The organism is Streptomyces sp. a15 (genome assembly GCF_059026085.1).
In genome coordinates, this window is the sequence record NZ_JBWLKM010000093.1 from 13589 (window position 1) to 30096 (window position 16508).

Annotated in this window: 14 protein-coding genes and 1 pseudogene; 7 read left to right on the forward strand and 8 right to left on the reverse strand. The window is 72.3% G+C overall.

Translation table 11 applies throughout. The annotated features are described in order from the left end of the window. The first annotated feature begins 186 nt into the window (after positions 1-186). The 6 genes from AC5P09_RS44415 (at position 187) to AC5P09_RS44440 (ending at position 7903) form a co-directional block, all read left to right on the forward strand. Positions 187-1104, forward strand: coding sequence for an SCO1860 family LAETG-anchored protein (locus AC5P09_RS44415; RefSeq protein WP_493879371.1), 918 nt, complete (start codon positions 187-189; stop codon positions 1102-1104). Positions 1105-1337: 233 nt separating this feature from the next. Then, a complete protein-coding gene (locus AC5P09_RS44420) occupies positions 1338-2192 on the forward strand; it encodes an ABC transporter permease (RefSeq protein ID WP_493879372.1) in 855 nt (284 codons plus the stop codon). Positions 2193-2227: 35 nt separating this feature from the next. After that, positions 2228-3088 carry a carbohydrate ABC transporter permease gene (locus AC5P09_RS44425; protein WP_493879384.1) on the forward strand — a complete coding sequence of 287 codons (861 nt, stop codon included), beginning with the start codon at positions 2228-2230 and terminating at the stop codon, positions 3086-3088. 58 nt (positions 3089-3146) lie between these two features. Beyond that, positions 3147-4796 carry a type 2 periplasmic-binding domain-containing protein gene (locus AC5P09_RS44430; protein WP_493879373.1) on the forward strand — a complete coding sequence of 550 codons (1650 nt, stop codon included), beginning with the start codon at positions 3147-3149 and terminating at the stop codon, positions 4794-4796. 31 nt (positions 4797-4827) lie between these two features. Beyond that, complete coding sequence (locus tag AC5P09_RS44435; protein WP_493879374.1) at positions 4828-5898, forward strand: LacI family DNA-binding transcriptional regulator; 1071 nt, start codon at positions 4828-4830, stop codon at positions 5896-5898. 79 nt (positions 5899-5977) lie between these two features. Beyond that, complete coding sequence (locus AC5P09_RS44440) at positions 5978-7903, forward strand: DUF2264 domain-containing protein (protein WP_493879375.1); 1926 nt, start codon at positions 5978-5980, stop codon at positions 7901-7903. Here the strand turns inward: AC5P09_RS44440 and cobC are convergent. From cobC to cobM, 6 genes are read right to left on the reverse strand one after another with little or no spacing between them, the layout of a single operon-like run. Beyond that, positions 7851-8912: an Rv2231c family histidinol phosphate aminotransferase CobC gene (cobC, locus tag AC5P09_RS44445; RefSeq protein WP_493879376.1), complete on the reverse strand. Its 1062-nt coding sequence runs from the start codon at positions 8910-8912 to the stop codon at positions 7851-7853. The genes AC5P09_RS44440 and cobC overlap by 53 nt on opposite strands. Next, positions 8902-9825 carry a sirohydrochlorin chelatase gene (locus AC5P09_RS44450; RefSeq protein WP_493879377.1) on the reverse strand — a complete coding sequence of 308 codons (924 nt, stop codon included), beginning with the start codon at positions 9823-9825 and terminating at the stop codon, positions 8902-8904. The genes cobC and AC5P09_RS44450 overlap by 11 nt, the downstream gene beginning before the upstream one ends. Then, positions 9822-10424: a precorrin-8X methylmutase gene (locus AC5P09_RS44455; protein ID WP_493879378.1), complete on the reverse strand. Its 603-nt coding sequence runs from the start codon at positions 10422-10424 to the stop codon at positions 9822-9824. The genes AC5P09_RS44450 and AC5P09_RS44455 overlap by 4 nt, the downstream gene beginning before the upstream one ends. Next, positions 10421-12136, reverse strand: a complete 1716-nt coding sequence (cobJ, locus tag AC5P09_RS44460; RefSeq protein ID WP_493879379.1) for a precorrin-3B C(17)-methyltransferase — start codon at positions 12134-12136, stop codon at positions 10421-10423. The genes AC5P09_RS44455 and cobJ overlap by 4 nt, the downstream gene beginning before the upstream one ends. Continuing rightward, positions 12133-13368, reverse strand: coding sequence for a precorrin-6y C5,15-methyltransferase (decarboxylating) subunit CbiE (gene cbiE, locus AC5P09_RS44465; protein ID WP_493879385.1), 1236 nt, complete (start codon positions 13366-13368; stop codon positions 12133-12135). Before cbiE ends, cobJ begins: the two co-directional genes overlap by 4 nt. Before the next feature lie 5 nt (positions 13369-13373). Continuing rightward, complete coding sequence (gene cobM / locus AC5P09_RS44470; RefSeq protein WP_493879380.1) at positions 13374-14192, reverse strand: precorrin-4 C(11)-methyltransferase; 819 nt, start codon at positions 14190-14192, stop codon at positions 13374-13376. A 125-nt stretch (positions 14193-14317) separates the two neighbouring features. Here cobM and AC5P09_RS44475 point away from each other — a divergent pair, with 125 nt between their 5' ends. Further along, a complete protein-coding gene (locus AC5P09_RS44475) occupies positions 14318-15046 on the forward strand; it encodes a ZIP family metal transporter (protein WP_493879381.1) in 729 nt (242 codons plus the stop codon). A gap of 26 nt (positions 15047-15072) precedes the next feature. On the opposite strand, the gene cobI is transcribed toward AC5P09_RS44475, so the two are convergent. Both cobI and AC5P09_RS44485 read right to left on the reverse strand, forming a co-directional pair. Further along, positions 15073-15822, reverse strand: a complete 750-nt coding sequence (gene cobI, locus AC5P09_RS44480) for a precorrin-2 C(20)-methyltransferase (protein WP_493879382.1) — start codon at positions 15820-15822, stop codon at positions 15073-15075. Continuing rightward, positions 15819-16508: pseudogene (locus AC5P09_RS44485) on the reverse strand (cobyrinate a,c-diamide synthase); the annotation flags it as partial. The gene cobI and the pseudogene AC5P09_RS44485, both read right to left, overlap by 4 nt.

Consider the following 16508-nt stretch of genomic DNA (forward strand, 5'->3'; position numbering starts at 1 on the left):
AGGCCCTTCAAAGGCGTGTCAATGACATGTCAAATGCAAGGGCGAGTTCCGGACTGTGAACGATTGCTCGAAAGCATGCACGGATGCGCCACGATCGTGTGAACTCCCGTGGGATCACTGTCGAACGCGCGGTGGTGCGACATCCTTTCGACGTCCCAAGCTTGATCTCTCTGGGGCCCCACCACCTTGAACGGCACCGACTTCCGCATGCCCGCACGCCGTCTCGCCACCGTCGCGACGGCCACGGCCCTGGCCGCGGGCCCCGCGGCCCTCGCCGGCGCGGCCTCCGCCCACGCGACCCCCGACCAGGGCCGCGCGAGCGCCGTCGTCCTGCGCACGGGGCTCGACGTCTCCCTGCTCGACAAGACCGTGAACGTCCCGCTCGCGGTCGCCCTGAACGAGGTCAAGGCACCGCGGAGTGCCCAGAAGACCGCGCTGACCGCCCGGTTGGACGGGGTCGACGGCGGACAGCCCTTCAACGTGCTGCGCGCCGACGTGGCGGACGCGAAGGCCACGGTCACCGCGGAGAAGGCCGAGAGTTACACCAACCTCGCCCACGCCCGGCTCCACGTCCCCGGCCTGCCGCTGCTCTCCCTCGTCGAACTCGGCGCGGTCACCTCCAAGGCGACCTGTGAGGCCGGCAAGACCCCGGTCGCCACCTCGAACCTGCTCGGCGCGGTGACGGTTCTCGGCAAGAAGGTCACCCTCACCGTCGGCGGCACGACGGAGGTGAAGGTGCCCGGCGTCGGCGAGGTCCGCCTCGACCTCTCGAAGACGGAGACGACGACCCGTACGGCGGCCGCGACGGCCCTCGAACTCGCGGTCACCGTCAACCCGTTGAACCTGAACGTCGCCGAGGTCGCCGGCACCCTGACCCTGGCGAAGGCGACCTGCGAGGCACCGGCACCGGCACCGTCGACGCAACAGCAGCAGTCGGCCCCGAGCACGGCTCCCGCCGACGTGAAGCCCCAAGGCGCCCCGGACAACATGGGATTGGCCGCCACCGGCGGCAGCTCGACCACGCCGTATCTCGTCGGCGGCGCGATCGCGCTGGTCGTGGCGGGCGGGGGAGCGCTGGCGCTGGCGCGGCGCGGCAGGAGCTGACCGAGTCGGTCGCAAGGTCAACGGCCTTTGTGTGTCAGGAGTGTTGACCGAGCAATGAAAACGTTTTAATTTCCCCTCACGCTGACTTCGAGACGTGAGGGGGACCCGTGGCCGCAGTACTGCGGGAACGCGCAGGTACAGAGGAGGTGAGGGCGGCGCGCCGTCGAGCGGACGGTGCGCCCCCGCGACGAAAAGGTTTTCAGAGCCGGGGGTCGCTTTCCCTGGTTCTGCTCATGCTGCCCGGCCTCGCCTACTTCCTGCTGTTCCACTACGGCGCCCTCGTCGGCAACGTCATCGCCTTCAAGGAGTACGTCCCCTTCGACGGCCTCTGGGGCAGCCCCTGGGTCGGCATGGGCAACTTCCAGCGGATGTTCGAGGACGGCGCCTTCTGGGACGCGGTGCTCAACACCGTCTGGATCGCCGTCCTGCAACTGGCCTTCTACTTCCCGGTGCCGCTCGGCCTCGCCCTGCTCCTGCACAGCCTCACCTGGAGTTCGGTACGCCGGTTCGTGCAGTCGGTGGCGTATCTGCCGCACTTCATCTCGTGGGTGATCGTCGTCGCCCTCTTCCAGCAACTGCTCGGCGACACCGGACTGCTCAACTCCTCGCTGGACGGCATGGGACTGAGCACCGTCGACATCATCGGCAACCCCGACGCCTTCAAGCCGCTCACCGTCGCCCAGGTCATCTGGAAGGACGCCGGCTGGGGCACGATCATCTTCCTCGCCGCGCTGGCCCAGGTCGACGAGCAGCAGTACGAGGCCGCCGCGATCGACGGAGCCGGGCCTTGGCGGCGCTTCTGGCACGTCACCCTGCCCGCCATCCGTGCGGTGATCGTGCTGCTGCTCATCATGCGGCTCGGCGACATCCTCTCCGTCGGCTTCGAGCAGATGCTGCTCCAGCGCGACGCGGTCGGTCCCGAGGCCGCCGAGATCATCGACACCTTCGTCTACTACCAGGGCATCGTCGGCGGCGACTACGGGTTCGCCGCCGCCGCGGGCCTGTTCAAGGGCGTGATCGGCGCTCTCCTCGTCTACGCCGCCAACAAGGTCGCCCACCGCCTCGGCGAACAGGGGGTCTACAAGTGAGTGCCCGTACTCGGACCGCTGTCCGGCCCGGCTGGATGGAGAAGCCGAAGCCGCTCACCCAGGCCGCGAAGGCCCTCGCGCTGGTCGCCGTCGTCCTGCTGGTCTGCGTACCGTTCCTGGTCATCGTCTCGACCTCGCTGGCCTCCACCGACGAGGTCGTCGAGGGCGGTGGCTGGGTGCTGTGGCCGACCGAGCCGACACTCGACGCCTACCGCGACATCCTCGACGGCGGCATCGTCACCCACGCCCTCGGTGTCAGCGCCGGCGTCACGATCGTGGGCACCCTGCTCAGCCTCGCTTGCACGGTGACCCTCGCCTACGCCCTGTCCCGCCCCGGCGTCTTCGGCGGCAAACCGGTGCTGCTCCTCATCCTGTTCACGTTCCTGTTCCCGCCCGGCATGATTCCGAGCTTCCTGCTGGTCAAGGAGCTGGGCCTGCTGGACAACTACGCCTCGCTGGTCCTGCCGGTCCTGGTGAACGTCTTCAACCTCGTCGTCCTGCGCGGCTTCTTCCAGGGCATCCCCGAGGAGCTCTACGAGGCCGCCCGGCTCGACGGGGCGGGGGACTGGCGGGTGCTGGTCTCCGTCGTCCTGCCGCTGTCCAAGGCCGCGCTGGCCGTCGTCGGGCTCTTCTACGCGGTGGCGTACTGGAACTCCTGGTTCTACGCCTCGCTCTACCTGGAGAGCGACCACTGGCCCCTCCAGCAGGTGCTGCGCACCTATGTGGTGTCCGGTTCCGGACTCACCGACGCGACGACCGGCGAGGGCACGATCACCGCACCGCAGACCGTGCAGATGGCGGTGCTGGTGATCGCCACCGTGCCGATCCTGCTCGTCTACCCGTTCCTGCAGAAGTACTTCACCAAGGGCGTGCTCACCGGCGCCATCAAGAGCTGACCGGCCGGTTGCCGGCCGACGTGTCATCAAGAGCCGCGTTCAGAAAGGTGACTTGCCCATGCCCAGCATGTCCCGCCGTACCCTGCTGCGTTCCGTGGCCGCGGGTGGCGCCGCCGTCTCCGTGCCCGGTCTGCTGACCGCCTGCTCCACGAGTTCCGGCGACAGCGATGTCTCCAACGCGGGCAAGAAACTCGCCCCCTGGCCCGCGTACCAGCCCGCCACAGGTCCCAAGCCGGACCTCGCCGCCACTGAGGCGGGCGTTCAGGCCGGCTACACCGCCTACCCCTCCGACCTGGTGAAGTCCGTTCCCCGCACGCCCGGCGACGGGTCCACCGTCAAGGTGATGTCGGTGTCGTTCGGCACCCCGCCCAAGCCCGCCTCCGCCAACCGGTTCTGGGCGGCCGTCGAGAAGGCCCTCGGCGTGAAGATCGAGTACACGATCATCTCCCAGGCCGACTACCAGAAGAAGATGGCGACGGTGATGGCCGGCGACGCCGACACGCTGCCGGACATCATCAACATGTTCTCCGGGTTCGTGCTGCCCCGCGAGGCCGAGTTCGTGCAGCGGCGGGCCGAGGACCTCACGCCGTACCTCTCCGGCGAGGCGATCACCGACTACCCCAACCTCGCGAACATCCCCACCCACGCCTGGCGCGACATGGGCCGCATCGGCGGCCGTATCTTCGGCATCCCGCTGGAACGCCCGCTGCCCGGCTCCACCCTCTGGCTCAACCAGGACCTGTTCACCGACGCGGGCATGAAGGAGGGCTGGAGCGCCGACGACTTCGCCGCCGTCGCCAAGCGGGCGACCAGCGGCAGGACGTACGGGCTCGGCGCCGCCGCGGGCTCCCTGTTCGGCAATGCCGTGCACTCCGCCGCCCACAACGCGCCCCAGGAGTGGGCCGTCACCAAGGACGGTGCCTTCCTGCCGGGCTGTGCCGACGAACGCTTCAAGGCGTCGATCGCCTTCCAGGCCAGGCTCCGCAAGGACGGCTCCTACCACCCCGACGCCACGTCCATCTCCCAGATCGACCTGACCACCCTCTACTACAACGGCACCGTCGGCTCCATGCAGGACGGCTTCGGCGCCTACCTGCCCAAGTACCGTGAGTCCCAGGGCAAGCTGACCCCGGCTGCCGCACTGCCGTACAGCGTGGACGGCGAGCCCGGCGGCATCGTCGCGGCCCGCCGCTCCTTCGGGTACACCGTGCTGAAGAAGGCGAAGAAGGAACGCGTCGAGCTGCTGCTGCGCATCCTCGACTACCTCGCCGCCCCCTTCGGCAGCCAGGAGTGGGAACTCGTCCACTACGGCGTCGAGGGCACCCACTTCACCCGCGGCAAGGACGGCTCCCCGACGCCCACCAAGCTCGGCGAGGTGGAGAACAACACCAACCTGCCGCTGAAGTACCTCGCCGAAGGCCCCCAGGTGCTGTTCGTGCCGGGCATGCCCGACGCCGTACGAGCCCTGCACGCCTGGCAGCTCAAGACCGTCCCGCACGCCGTGCGCAACGCCTCCTACGGTCTCCAGTCCCGGACGAAGAACGCCCAGGGCACCACACTCAAGGCGCTCCTCGACGACACCGTCACCGGGATCGTCGCCGGGCGGGTGCCACTGTCCGAATGGGACGGGGCGGTCAAGAAGTGGCGTGACCGGGGCGGCGACAGAATGGCCGAGGAGTTCGCGAAGGACTACGCGGCCAACACGTGAGCGGCCGTCGGCGGAAGAGGGGACGCGGGGGATGGGGAACGACATGGGGTCCAAGCGGATCACGATCAGGGACGTCGCCGAGCGGGCGGGCGTCTCGACGGCCACCGCCTCCCGCGCCCTGAGCGGCAACCACCCGGTGCCCGCCGCGACCAGGGCCCGTGTCCTGCGCGCGGCCCGCGACCTCGACTACGTCGCCAACGCGCACGCCCGCGCCCTGGTCGGCGGCGGCCGCAAGATGGCCGCCGTCGTCGTCCGCCAGGTCACCAGCCCCTTCTACGCCCAGGTCGCCGAGGGCGTCGAGGCGGAGGCCGCCGACCGGGGCTGGCTGTGCGTGGTCGGCGCGACCGGCGGGGACCCACAGCGTGAGATGGAGTTCGTGCAGCTCATGCGGGAGGAGGGGGCCAGGCTGGTGATCCTGGTCGGCGGGGTCGTCGAGGACGACGCGTATCGCTCGCGCGTGGCGCATTACGCGCAGGCCCTCGACGCCACCGGTGCGCGGCTCGTGCTGTGCGGGCGGCCCGCCCCGGACCCTGAAATCCCCGCGCTGGTCGTCGAGTTCGACAACGAGGCGGGGGCGCGGGCGATCACCGGGTACCTGCTGTCGGCCGGCCACCGCCGGATCGTCTTCCTCGGCGGGCTGCCCGGCAACACCGCGCTCGACGCGCGGGTCGCGGGGTACCGGGCCGCGCTCGCCGAGCATGGGCTGCCTGCGGCGGCCGCGCGGGTCGTCGACTGCGGCCTCGGCCGCGCGGCCGGGCTGCGCGCGATGGCCGAACTCATCAAGGAGACACGGGAGTTCACGGCCGTGGTCGCCGGGGACGACATGGTCGCCGCGGGGGCGCTGCGCGCGATCGCCGACGCCGGTCTGCGCGTCCCCGACGACATCTCCGTCGTCGGCTACAACGACATCCCGCTCGCCGAGGACTTCAGTCCGCCGCTCACCACCGTGCGGACTCCTGCGGAGGAGCTCGGTCGCGCCGCCGTGCGTATCGCTTTGCGCGATCCCGACAACGCCGCCGGGAGCCACCATCTGCTGGGCACGCACATCGTCGTTCGCCGCAGTGTCGCCGCGCCGGCAAGGCCGTCTGGCGACTGCGGGTGAGTCGTGGCTGGTCGCGCAGTTCCCCGCGCCCCTTAGGGGCGTTATGCCCGCCCCCGATTTATGGAGGACCGAAACCCGTATGACCGCGCCGCACGTGTCGCTCCCCGGTGACCCGACGCAACTGCTCCCGCCCCCCGACCATCTCTCGTCTCCCGTCACCGGCTGGACCCGCGCCCACTGGGAGGCGCTGGCCGACCGGCTCCTCGACGGGCTGGTGCCGTATGCCTCCCCGGGGTTCGCCCAGTACCGGCTGCCCGGACCGGCCAGCCACTCCGGGCCCTGGTCGGACGGGCTGGAGGGCTTCGCGCGTTCCTTCCTGCTGGCCGCCTTCCGCATCGCGGGCGCGGACGGCCGTGTCGACCCGGCGCTGATCGAGCGGTACGCCGTCGGACTCGCCGCCGGCACCGACCCGCACGGCGAGGAGCGCTGGCCTCCCATCACCGACCGCGCCCAGCCGATGGTCGAGGCCGCGTCGATCGCGATCGCCCTGCACGAGTCCCGCCCGTGGCTGTGGGACCAGCTCGACGACGGCGTGCGCGGACAGGTCGCCGACTGGCTGGGCGGTTTCGTGGGCGCCGACGTCAATGACTCCAACTGGCGCCTGTTCCAGGTCATCACGGAGGAGTTCCTGGCCTCCGTCGGCGCCCCGCACAGCCGTGCCGAGATCGACGCCGGACTGGCCCGCCTGAACGACTGGTACCGGGGCGGCGGCTGGTACACCGACGGCGACGGGCGCAAGTTCGACTACTACAACGCCTGGGCGCTGCACCTGTACCCCGTGCTGTGGGCGCGCATCGCGGGTCCGCGCGCCGACCCGGCGACGGTGGCCCTGCACCGCACCCGGCTGCGTGAATTCCTCGCCGTCCACCAGTACTTCTTCGGTTCCGACGGCGCCCCGGTCCACCAGGGCCGCTCCCTCACCTACCGGTTCGCGACCGCCGCCCCGCTGTGGGCGGGCGCCCTCGCCGACGCCACCCCGCTGCCGCCCGGCCGCACCCGCCGGCTCGCCTCGGGAGCCCTGAAGCACTTCGCCGAGCGCGGGGTGCCCGACGAGCGGGGGCTGCTCACCCTCGGCTGGTACCGGCCCTTCGGCCCCGTCACCCAGCGCTACTCGGGCCCCGCCTCCCCGTACTGGGCCAGCAAGGCATTCCTCGGGCTGCTCCTGCCCGAGAGCCACCCCGTGTGGACGGCCGCCGAGGAGCCCGGTCCCGTCGACACGGCCGACACCGCCCTCGCCCTGCCCGCGCCCGGCTGGCTGCTGCACTCCACCGCGGCCGACGGGATCGTACGGCTCGTCAACCACGGCAGCGACCGGCTCCCGCCGCCCCCTGCCATGGCCGACGACAGCCCGCACTACGCCCGGTTCGCCTACTCCAGCGCCGCCGCCCCCGAGACACCCACGGGCCCCGACAACCACCTTGCCCTGCTCGCCCCTGACGGCACCCCGTCCCCGCGCGGCCGCATCCACCCGCTGTACGCCGACGGCCGGCGGGCCGCCTCCTGGCACCGGGCGCGAGGGCACCGGATCGAGACGGTGAGCGTGGTGCGGGGGCCGTGGGAGGTGCGCGTGCACCGCCTCGACGTACCGTCCGGCACTCCGGTGCGCGAAGGCGGCTGGGCCGTGGCGGACGATGGTGCGCCCCCGGTCGCCCGGACGGGGCCCGGCCGGGCCACGGCCCGCCGCGCGGACGGCCTGACCAGCGCGATCGTCGGACTGTACGGCTGGGGCGGCGCCGAGGCGACGGTCGCGCGGGCCGACGGAGCCAATGCCGTCGGCCACCACTCGGCGACGCCCTGCCTCGAACTGGGCGACGCAGCCCCGCTGTTGGTGACGCTGGTGGTGCTCAGCGCCGACCCGGACGTGTCACTCACCGGGGCGAGCGCGTCGGTCCTCGACGACGGAACCGTGGAGATCCGCTTCCCGGACGGCGCCCGGGAGCGGGTGCCTCGCGTCAGCTCCGGGCCAGTGTCACCGCCCGGTCCAGCGCCTGAAGGAAGGAGTTGACGGTCGCCCGGTCCCGCACCGCCAGCCGCAGCCACTCCTCGCCCAGCCCGGGGAAGGTGTCCCCGCGCCGGACCGCGAACCCCAGGTCACGCAGGTGACGACGTACCTGGGCGGCACGCGGCAGCCGTACGAGGACGAAGGAGCCCTCGGCCGGCCCGGCCACCCGTAGCCCGTCCGAGGCGAACTCCTCCAGTCCCGCCACCAGATGGGCCCGGTCCGCGGCGATGCGGTGGGCCGCGTGGGCCGCCTCCGCCAGGGCCCGTGAGGACACGCAGGCCTCCGCCGCCGCGAGGGCGGGGGTGGAGACGGGCCACAAGGGCTGGGCCCGCTCCAGGTCCGCGATCGTCTCCGGGGCCGCCAGCATGTACCCGATCCGCAGCCCGGCCAGCCCCCAGGTCTTGGTGAGGCTGCGCAGGACCACAAGACCGGGGACGTCCGTCCGGCCGGCCAGGGCCTCCCGCTCGCCCGGCACCGCGTCCATGAACGCCTCGTCCACGACCAACGTCCGCCCGGGACGGGCCAGTCGGGCGATGGTGGCGGCCGGGTGCAGCACCGATGTCGGGTTGGTCGGGTTGCCGATCACCACCAGGTCCGCGTCCTCGGGGACGGCCGCCGCATCCAGCCGGAAGCCGTCCTCCTCGCGGAGCAGCACCCGGTCGACGGTGTGGCCCGCGTCCTGCAGCGCCGCCTCCGGCTCCGTGAACTGCGGGTGTACGACGACCGGCTGACGGACCTTCAGGGCGCGGGCGAGCAGTACGAAGGCCTCCGCCGCGCCCGCCGTCAGCAGCACCCGCTCCACCGGCAGCCCGTGCCGTGCCGCGACCGCCGCCCGCGCGGCCCGACCGTCCGGATACGCGGCCAGGTCGCCGAGCGAGCCGGCGATGTGCTCCCGCAGCCACGCCGGAGGCGTGTCCGCGCGGACGTTCACCGCGAGGTCGATCAGCTGCGCGCCGTCGTCCCGTACCTCGGCGTCGCCGTGGTGCCGCAGGTCGTGTCCCTCAGTGGGCATGGGAGTGCGCGCCATGGTGGTGGTGTCCGTGGTGGTGGCCCTCGTCGTCCGGGTGGAAGTGCGGCTGCTGCGGCAGCCCCACCTTGTCCTCGAAGCCGGGCAGCGCGATCCGGTACACACAGGAGTCGCAGTTCATCCGCAGGTCGCCCTTGACGGCCTCCTCGTACCGCTCCATCACCAGGTCGAGCAGCTCCGGCTCCGGGCCGATCACATCGGCGGACCGCACCTCGACCTCGGGGTGCGCGGCCGCCCAGCCCTCCGTCTGCTGCCGCACGCGGTCCGGGAGGATGCCGGTGAAGAGGAAGTAGGGGAGGACGACGATCCGCCGCGCCCCCAGCTTCACGCACCGGTCGAGTCCGCTCGGCACGTCCGGCGCCGCCAGCGACACGAACGCCGTCTCGACGCCCGCGTACCCGCGCCCCTCCCACAGCAGCCGGGCCGCCTTGTGCACCTCGGCGTTGGCGTCCGGGTCCGTCGACCCGCGCCCGACCAGCAGTACGGTCACGTCGGCCCGGTCCTCGGGGGTGCGGGCCGTGCTGCCGAGGACCTCGTCCAGCCGCCGCTCCAGCACGGCCAGCAGCGACGGATGCGGGCCCAGCGGACGGCCGTACGTGTACGAGATCCCGGGGTGCCGCTCCTTCTCGCGGGCCAGCGCCGCCGGGATGTCCCCCTTGGCGTGTCCGGCGGACACCAGCATCAGCGGTACGGCGGCGAACCGTCGTACGCCCCGCTCCACCAGCTCGGCGACCGCGTCTCCCAGCGGCGGCGGGGACAGCTCGATGAAGCCGCCCGCGACGGGCAGTTCGGGGTGGCGGCTGCCCAGCTCCCGGACGAAGTCGCGGAACGCCTCGGCTCCGGCATCGTCCCGGGTGCCATGACCGGCGATGAGCAGGGCGGGCGGCGGGGTGGTCACGATTTCTCCTCGGGATGCGCATCTGGGTGGGAAGTGCGGTGGTACAGCAGGGCGTTGAGCGCGGCGGCGGCGACCGCCGAGCCGCCCTTCTCGGACACGTTGCTCACGGCGGGCAGCCCGCTCTCGCGCAACGCGGCCTTGGACTCGGCCGCGCCGACGAAACCGACGGGCAGACCGATCACGAGCGCGGGGGAGGCGTCCAGGGTCAGCAGCTCCTCCAGGGCGGTCGGCGCGTTGCCGATCACCCAGAGGGCGCCGGGACCCACCTGCTCGTAGGCGAGCCGTATGGCGTGCGCGGAGCGGGTCAGCTCCGGACCGGCCACGGCGTCCCTGAGCCGGCAGACGGTCTCGCGCCGGGTGATGCCGGCGGCCACCATCTCGACGTCCACGACTACGGGCGCCCCGGCGTGCAGGGCGGCGTACGCCTTCTCCAACTCGCCCTCGTCCATGACGAGATCGGACGCGTACTCCAGGTCGGCGGCGGAGTGGATGACCCTCTCCACCACGGCCCGGGTCAGCGGCGGGAAGTGCGAGGTGTCCAGGCGGGCGCGGAGCCGCCGGAAGGACTCCTGTTCGATGGGATGCACCACGCGGTTCACCGGGCCTCCTCCTGCTTCTCCGGCCGGCTCTCCTGCCAGCGGTAGCCGCGCGGCGTCACCATGCGCCCCGCGATGTCCCGGGTCGCCGTGTTGCCCACGGTCACGACCGTCATCATGTCGACCGTCGCCGGATCGAGGGCGGCGAGTGTCGTGAGGCGACTGGCCTCGTCCGGCCGTGACGCGTTCCGTACGACACCGACCGGCGTCGTCGGCTCCCGGTGCTCGGCGAGGATCGCGAGGGCCTTCGGCAGCTGCCAGTCCCGGCCCCGGCTGCGCGGGTTGTAGAAGGTCACGACGATGTCCGCCTCGGCCGCCGCCCGCACCCGCCGCTCGATGACCTCCCAGGGGGTGTGGAGATCGGAGAGACTGATGGACACGTGGTCGTGGCCCAGCGGCGCACCGAGGATGGCGGCAGCGGCGAGCGCAGCGGTGACACCGGGCACGCCGATCACGTCGATGTCGTCGGACGCCTCGGCCAGCGCGGGGGAGGCCATGGCGTACACCCCGGCGTCCCCGCTGCCGATCAGCGCGACGGCCTGGCCCTTCCGCGCCTCCTCCACGGCCGTGCGCGCCCGCTCCTCCTCGGCCCCGAGCCCCGACTCCAGGATCCGGGTGCCCGGCCGCAGCAGGTCGCGGATCTGGTCGACGTACTGGTCGAGTCCGACGAGCACGGAAGCGCGCCGCAGCTCCGCCTTCGCGCGGGGCGTGAGCAGGTCCCGGGCGCCGGGACCGAGCCCGACGACCGCGAGCCGGCCACGCGCGGGCCGCCGTACGACGGCACAGGTCGCCATGGCGGGCTGCCCGTCCGTACGTTCGGACTTGCGCTTGGGGACGAGGAGTTCGCCTCCGCGCACGAGCGCGGCGGCCTCCGCGACGGAGGGGGTGCCGACGGCCGCGAGGGGCGCGCCGGACGGGTTGGGCACGTCCACCTCCGCCAACTCCTCGGCGGAGTAGGTCACCAGAGGCACACCCAGACGTTCGGCCGCCTCGACGATCCCGGCCTCCCCGGCCTTGGCATCGACGGTGGCGAGTTCGGCGATGCTACGAGCGGACAGTCCCGCATCTCGCAACGCCGCCTCGACCAGTCCGAGCACCTCCTCGACCGGGGCACCCTTGGAGGCGCCGACGCCGACGACGAGGGACGGGGGGCGCAGGACGACCTCGTGCTCGGCGGGCTCGACGAGGCGGTCCGTCAGCCTGATCGCGTACGCCCCTTCCTGCGAGGTGACCTGGAGTGCCGGAAGAGGCCAGGCGAAGTCCGCCTTCAGCGCCACCGGTTCGCCGTCGAGAACGGCGCGCGAGACGCCCGCGACATCCCCCTCCACGGGGAACCCGAGGGTGTCGAGGCCGGGCACGCCCACCGCGTCCGTCGCCGTGGTCACCACGGGCTGCGCCCCCAGCAACTCCCCGACCTCACCGGCGAGTTCATTGGCGCCACCCCCGTGCCCGCCGACCAGTGACACGGCGAACCGCCCGCCCTCGTCGACGCACACCACACCCGGGTCCGACGCCTTGTCGCCGAGCAGCGGCGCGACCAGCCGTACGACCGCTCCCGTCGCCAGAAAACACACGAGCTGCTCGCACTGAGCGAACGCGGCCCGTACGGCGTCCCCGACGGGACCCTCGTACACGCGCGTACGGTCCGGCCACGCCGCGGCCAGCCGGTCCCGCGCAGCCGCCCCCGCCGCGGTGGCGGAAATGAGGCCGATCACTGAGTGACTCCTTCAATGTCAAGTGCTGGAGGCCGAACGCCCCACAGCAGGAAAACCGGATTGGTCGCCGCCAGCCGGGTCACGTCCCCCGGCAGCGGCGCGAGCCGCGACGACTGCAGCAGCACCCCGTCGCAGTCGAACCCGGCGCCGGTGAGCGCCGCGCGTGCGGCCGGTACCCGGTCGAGCGAGGCCATGGCGACGACGACCGTCCGCCGCGCCCGCCGCGCGCACGCCGTGACGACGGCGGGCAGTTCGCGCCCTCCGCCGCCGACGAACACGGCGTCGGGATCGTCCAGGTCGGACAGCACGGTCGGCGCCGCACCGTGCACGACCCGTACGTCGACCCCGTGCGCGGCCGCGTTCGCGCGGATCCGCCCGACCCCGTCCAGGGTCTTCTCGACCGCGGTGACGGCGGCGCCGAACCGCGCGCACTCCACGGCGACCGAACCGGAGCCCGCGCCGATGTCCCACACCAGGTCACCGAGGCGCGGACCGAGCCGGGCCAGCGCCAGCGCGCGTACCTCGAACTTGGTGATCATCGAGTCCCGATGCGTGAACTCGCCCTCGTCCAAGGCCCATCGGGCGGGCCCGGCGGGCGGTCCGGCGACCGTGCGCACGGCACCGAGCGCCCGTGACTCGTCCAGGCACAGCACCACGCTGACCGCCGTACCCCAGTCGCGGGCGGCGGCCTCGGCCGGTGTCACCCGCTCCAGACGCTCCTGAGGGGAACCCAGCGCGGAGGCGACGACCAGGACACGCGCGTCGGCCCTGAGGGCGGCGCCGAGTTCCGCCGGCCCGGCGCCCGGCCCGGTCAGCACGGCGACCTTGGGCCGCGCCCGGCACACGTTCACCGCCGTACGCAGATCACGCCCGTGCGCGCTGACCACGACCGCGTCGTCCCACGGCAGCCCGACCCGCGAGAAGGCGGCGGCCACGGACGAGACCCCCGGCCGGACATCGAGTGCCTCCGCCCCGAACCGCTCGGCCAGCACCCGCACGATCCCGAAGAACCCGGGATCCCCGGAGGCCAGTACGACGACGGGGTTCCGCTTCTCCACGTGCCGCTCGATGACGTCCAGCGCGGGCACCAGCGCGCCGAGGACTACCTGTTCGGCGTCCGCCGGAACCGGCGCGGCGGCCAGATGCCGGCGGCCGCCCACGACGAGCCGCGCCCCGGTCAGCACCTCGACCGGAACCGGCGCCCCCGTCCCCGTACCGACAACCGTGATCAGGCGGTTCACGTGTTCGCACCCCGCGCCCGCAGCGCCCTGCGCGCCTCCGGGTCGGCCTTGCGGTAACCGTGGAAGTGGCCGGGGTGGTAGAGGTGCGAACGGGTGCCCTCGGCGTCGAGGGCCGGGCCGACGAGGAAGAGCGTGTGCTTCCAGAGCTTGTGCTCCTTGACCGTCTCCTCCAGCGTCTCGATCGTGCACCGCACGATCAGCTCCTCCGGCCAGGTCGCCTGGTACGCCACCACGACCGGAGTGGAGGTCGGATATCCACCCTCCAGCAGCTCCCGCACGAGCTGCCCGCTGCGGGCCGCCGACAGGAAGATCGCCATGGTCGTGCCGTGCTTGGCGAACTCCCGCACCTCCTCCCCGGGCGGCATCGGCGTCTTGCCGCCGCCGAGCCGGGTGAGCACCACGGACTGCGCGACCTCGGGGATGGTCAGCTCGCGCTGCGCGAGCGCGGCGACGGCGGAGAAGGCGGAGACACCCGGGACCACCTCGGTGTCGATGCCGATCCGGGCACACCGGTCGAGCTGCTCCTGCGTACCGCCCCACAGGGCCGGGTCGCCGGAGTGGATACGGGCCACCCGCAGGCCCTGCGCCGACGCCCGCTCGTAAACGGCCACCACGTCCTCCAGGGACATCGTCGCCGAGTCGAGGATCTCCGCGCCCTCACGCGCGTGTTCGAGTACCTCCGCCTGCACCAGGCTGGCCGCCCAGATCACGATGTCGGCCTCGGCGATGGCACGCGCGGCCCGGAACGTCAGCAGATCGGCGGCGCCGGGCCCGGCACCGACGAAGGTCACCTTGCCGGTGGGGGCTTCGGCCATGGGAACAGGTCCTCTCTCTTCTCTGCAAAGCATTCAAAGCATTCAGGGCATTCAGGGCATTACGAGTGCTGCGGTCGCTGACGTCGGATGTGCGCGACCGGGGTCTGATCGGATACCAAGGGCAGATGGCGGTGCTTGTCGCGCTCGGCGCGTTCCTGATGACGCTGGCCGGCGGCTGGACGGCACTGCGCGTGACCGACCGCCGCCATCTCGTACTGGGCCTGGCCGGCGGCCTGATGCTGGGCGTGGTCGGCCTGGACCTGCTGCCGGAGGCGCTGGACGCGGCGGGCACCGAGATCTTCGGCGTACCGGCCGCGCTCCTGCTCTTCGTGGCCGGGTTCCTGCTGGCCCATCTGGTGGAACGTCTGCTGGCCGTACGGCAGGCCGCGCACGGCGCCGAGGAGAGCGACGGCCGCGCTCCCGAGGTGGGCCTCACGGCCGCGGCCGCGATGGTCGGCCACAGCGCCATGGACGGCGTGGCGATCGGCGCGGCCTTCCAGGTCGGCGGCGGCATGGGCACGGCGGTCGCGCTGGCCGTCGTCGCCCACGACTTCGCGGACGGTTTCAACACGTACACGATCACGAGCCTGTACGGGAACGCCCGCCGCAGAGCCCTCGCCATGCTGTTCGCGGACGCCGCCGCCCCCGTGCTGGGCGCCGCCTCGACACTCCTGTTCACCATCCCGGAGCCCCTGCTCGGCGGCTACCTCGGCCTCTTCGGCGGCGCGCTCCTCTATCTCGCGGCGGCCGAGATCCTGCCCGAGGCCCACCACGCACACCCCGCCCGCTCGACCGTGCTGTGCACGATCGCGGGCGCGGCGTTCATCTGGCTGGTGGTGGGCATCGCCGAGTGATGTCCAGAGCGATGCTCTGTGGGGCGTCACAGCTTGCCGCCCCGCCCGCCCTCGCGCCGCGCGGGCGCGATGAGCGTCGAGAGATAGGGCAGTGGCTCTCCGTCCAGTTCGGCGGCGGGCCGGATGGACTCCTCCGGCAGCCCGAGCGCCGACCCCCACACGGCGTCGCCGATCCGCCCGCTCTCCCGCAACGCCTCGGCCACCTCCCGCGCCTGCCGCCCGAACTTGTAGGCGACGACGGTCCCGGGCCCGTTCAACGCGTCCTTGAGCACGGCGGCCCCGGCGGTGACGGGCACGAGCGTCAACGGCTCGGTGCCTTCGGTGAGAACCGCTCCCGACCGCGCCGCGAGATCCTGCATGGCGGTGATCCCGGGCACGGTCTCCACGACGACGCCCGGCACCAGCTCGCCGATGGTCTGCGCGAGATAGGTGAAGGTGGAGTACACGTTCGGGTCGCCGATGGTCGCGAACGCCACGGAGCCATGGTCCGCCAGCAACCGCGCAACCCGCTCCCCGGCCGCGTCCCAGGCGGCTTCCCGCCGCGTCCGGTCACTGCGCTCGTTGAGCGCGAACACGACCCGTACGACCTTCTCCTCAGGCACGTAGTGCAGCACGGTCGCTTCAGCTCGCCCCCGCTCACCGCCATCTTTTCCATCAGACGCAGCCATGACAGGTACGACGACGACCTCGGCGGCACGCAGAGCGTTGACGCCCTTGACGGTCACCAGCTCCGGATCCCCGGGCCCTACCCCGACTCCGATCAGCCTGCTGCTCATGACGTCCGGCACCTCTCCACGAACCGACGGGCCACACCGGGCTCGGACGCCCAGTGCGTGTGCAGATAACTCGCGTGCACACCGCGCTCCACAAAACCTTCGACCCGCCGCTCCGGAGTCCGCACCCCCCAGGCGGGAGCGCCCCCCGCCCCCGGCTCCACGACCGTCCGGTGAAACTCGTGCCCCCGCATCCGCGTCCCCGCGACGGCAAGCACACTGTCACTGAGGGCCACGGCATCCCGATAGCCGAGGGTGAGCCGCTCGCCCATCCGCGCGGTGGCATCGAGCACCCCGCACATGGGCTGCCCGTCGAGCTCACGACAGAGATAGAGCAGCCCGGCACACTCGGCGTCGACGGGAGCACCACTGAGGGCGAGTTCGCCAACGGCCTTGCGCAGCTGCTCGTTGGCGGACAACTCGGAGGCGTACACCTCGGGAAACCCACCACCGATGACCAACCCGCGTGTGCCATCGGGCAGTTGCTCATCCCGAAGAGGATCGAAGACAACGACCTCGGCCCCGGCGGCGGCGAGCAACTCGGAGTGCTCGGCATAGGAGAAGGTGAAGGCGGCCCCACCGGCAACGGCAACGCGCTTCAGCCCGTCCGGCGTTTGAGGACGAGGCCCTTCGGGCCGAAAGCGGGGGTCTGGGGGCGCAGCCCCCAGGGACGGGACGGGAAGGGGCGG

What these genes read in the sequence shown, in the direction of transcription:
- AC5P09_RS44420 (WP_493879372.1), top strand. Translation starts at nt 1,338, where the DNA reads ATGCTGCCCGGCCTCGCCTACTTCCTGCTGTTCCACTACGGCGCCCTC.
- AC5P09_RS44425 (WP_493879384.1), top strand. Translation starts at nt 2,228, where the DNA reads ATGGAGAAGCCGAAGCCGCTCACCCAGGCCGCGAAGGCCCTCGCGCTG.
- AC5P09_RS44430 (WP_493879373.1), top strand. Translation starts at nt 3,147, where the DNA reads ATGCCCAGCATGTCCCGCCGTACCCTGCTGCGTTCCGTGGCCGCGGGT.
- AC5P09_RS44435 (WP_493879374.1), top strand. Translation starts at nt 4,828, where the DNA reads ATGGGGAACGACATGGGGTCCAAGCGGATCACGATCAGGGACGTCGCC.
- AC5P09_RS44440 (WP_493879375.1), top strand. Translation starts at nt 5,978, where the DNA reads ATGACCGCGCCGCACGTGTCGCTCCCCGGTGACCCGACGCAACTGCTC.
- cobC (WP_493879376.1), bottom strand. Translation starts at nt 8,912, where the DNA reads ATGCCCACTGAGGGACACGACCTGCGGCACCACGGCGACGCCGAGGTA.
- cobM (WP_493879380.1), bottom strand. Translation starts at nt 14,192, where the DNA reads ATGGCCGAAGCCCCCACCGGCAAGGTGACCTTCGTCGGTGCCGGGCCC.
- AC5P09_RS44475 (WP_493879381.1), top strand. Translation starts at nt 14,318, where the DNA reads ATGGCGGTGCTTGTCGCGCTCGGCGCGTTCCTGATGACGCTGGCCGGC.
- cobI (WP_493879382.1), bottom strand. Translation starts at nt 15,822, where the DNA reads ATGAGCAGCAGGCTGATCGGAGTCGGGGTAGGGCCCGGGGATCCGGAG.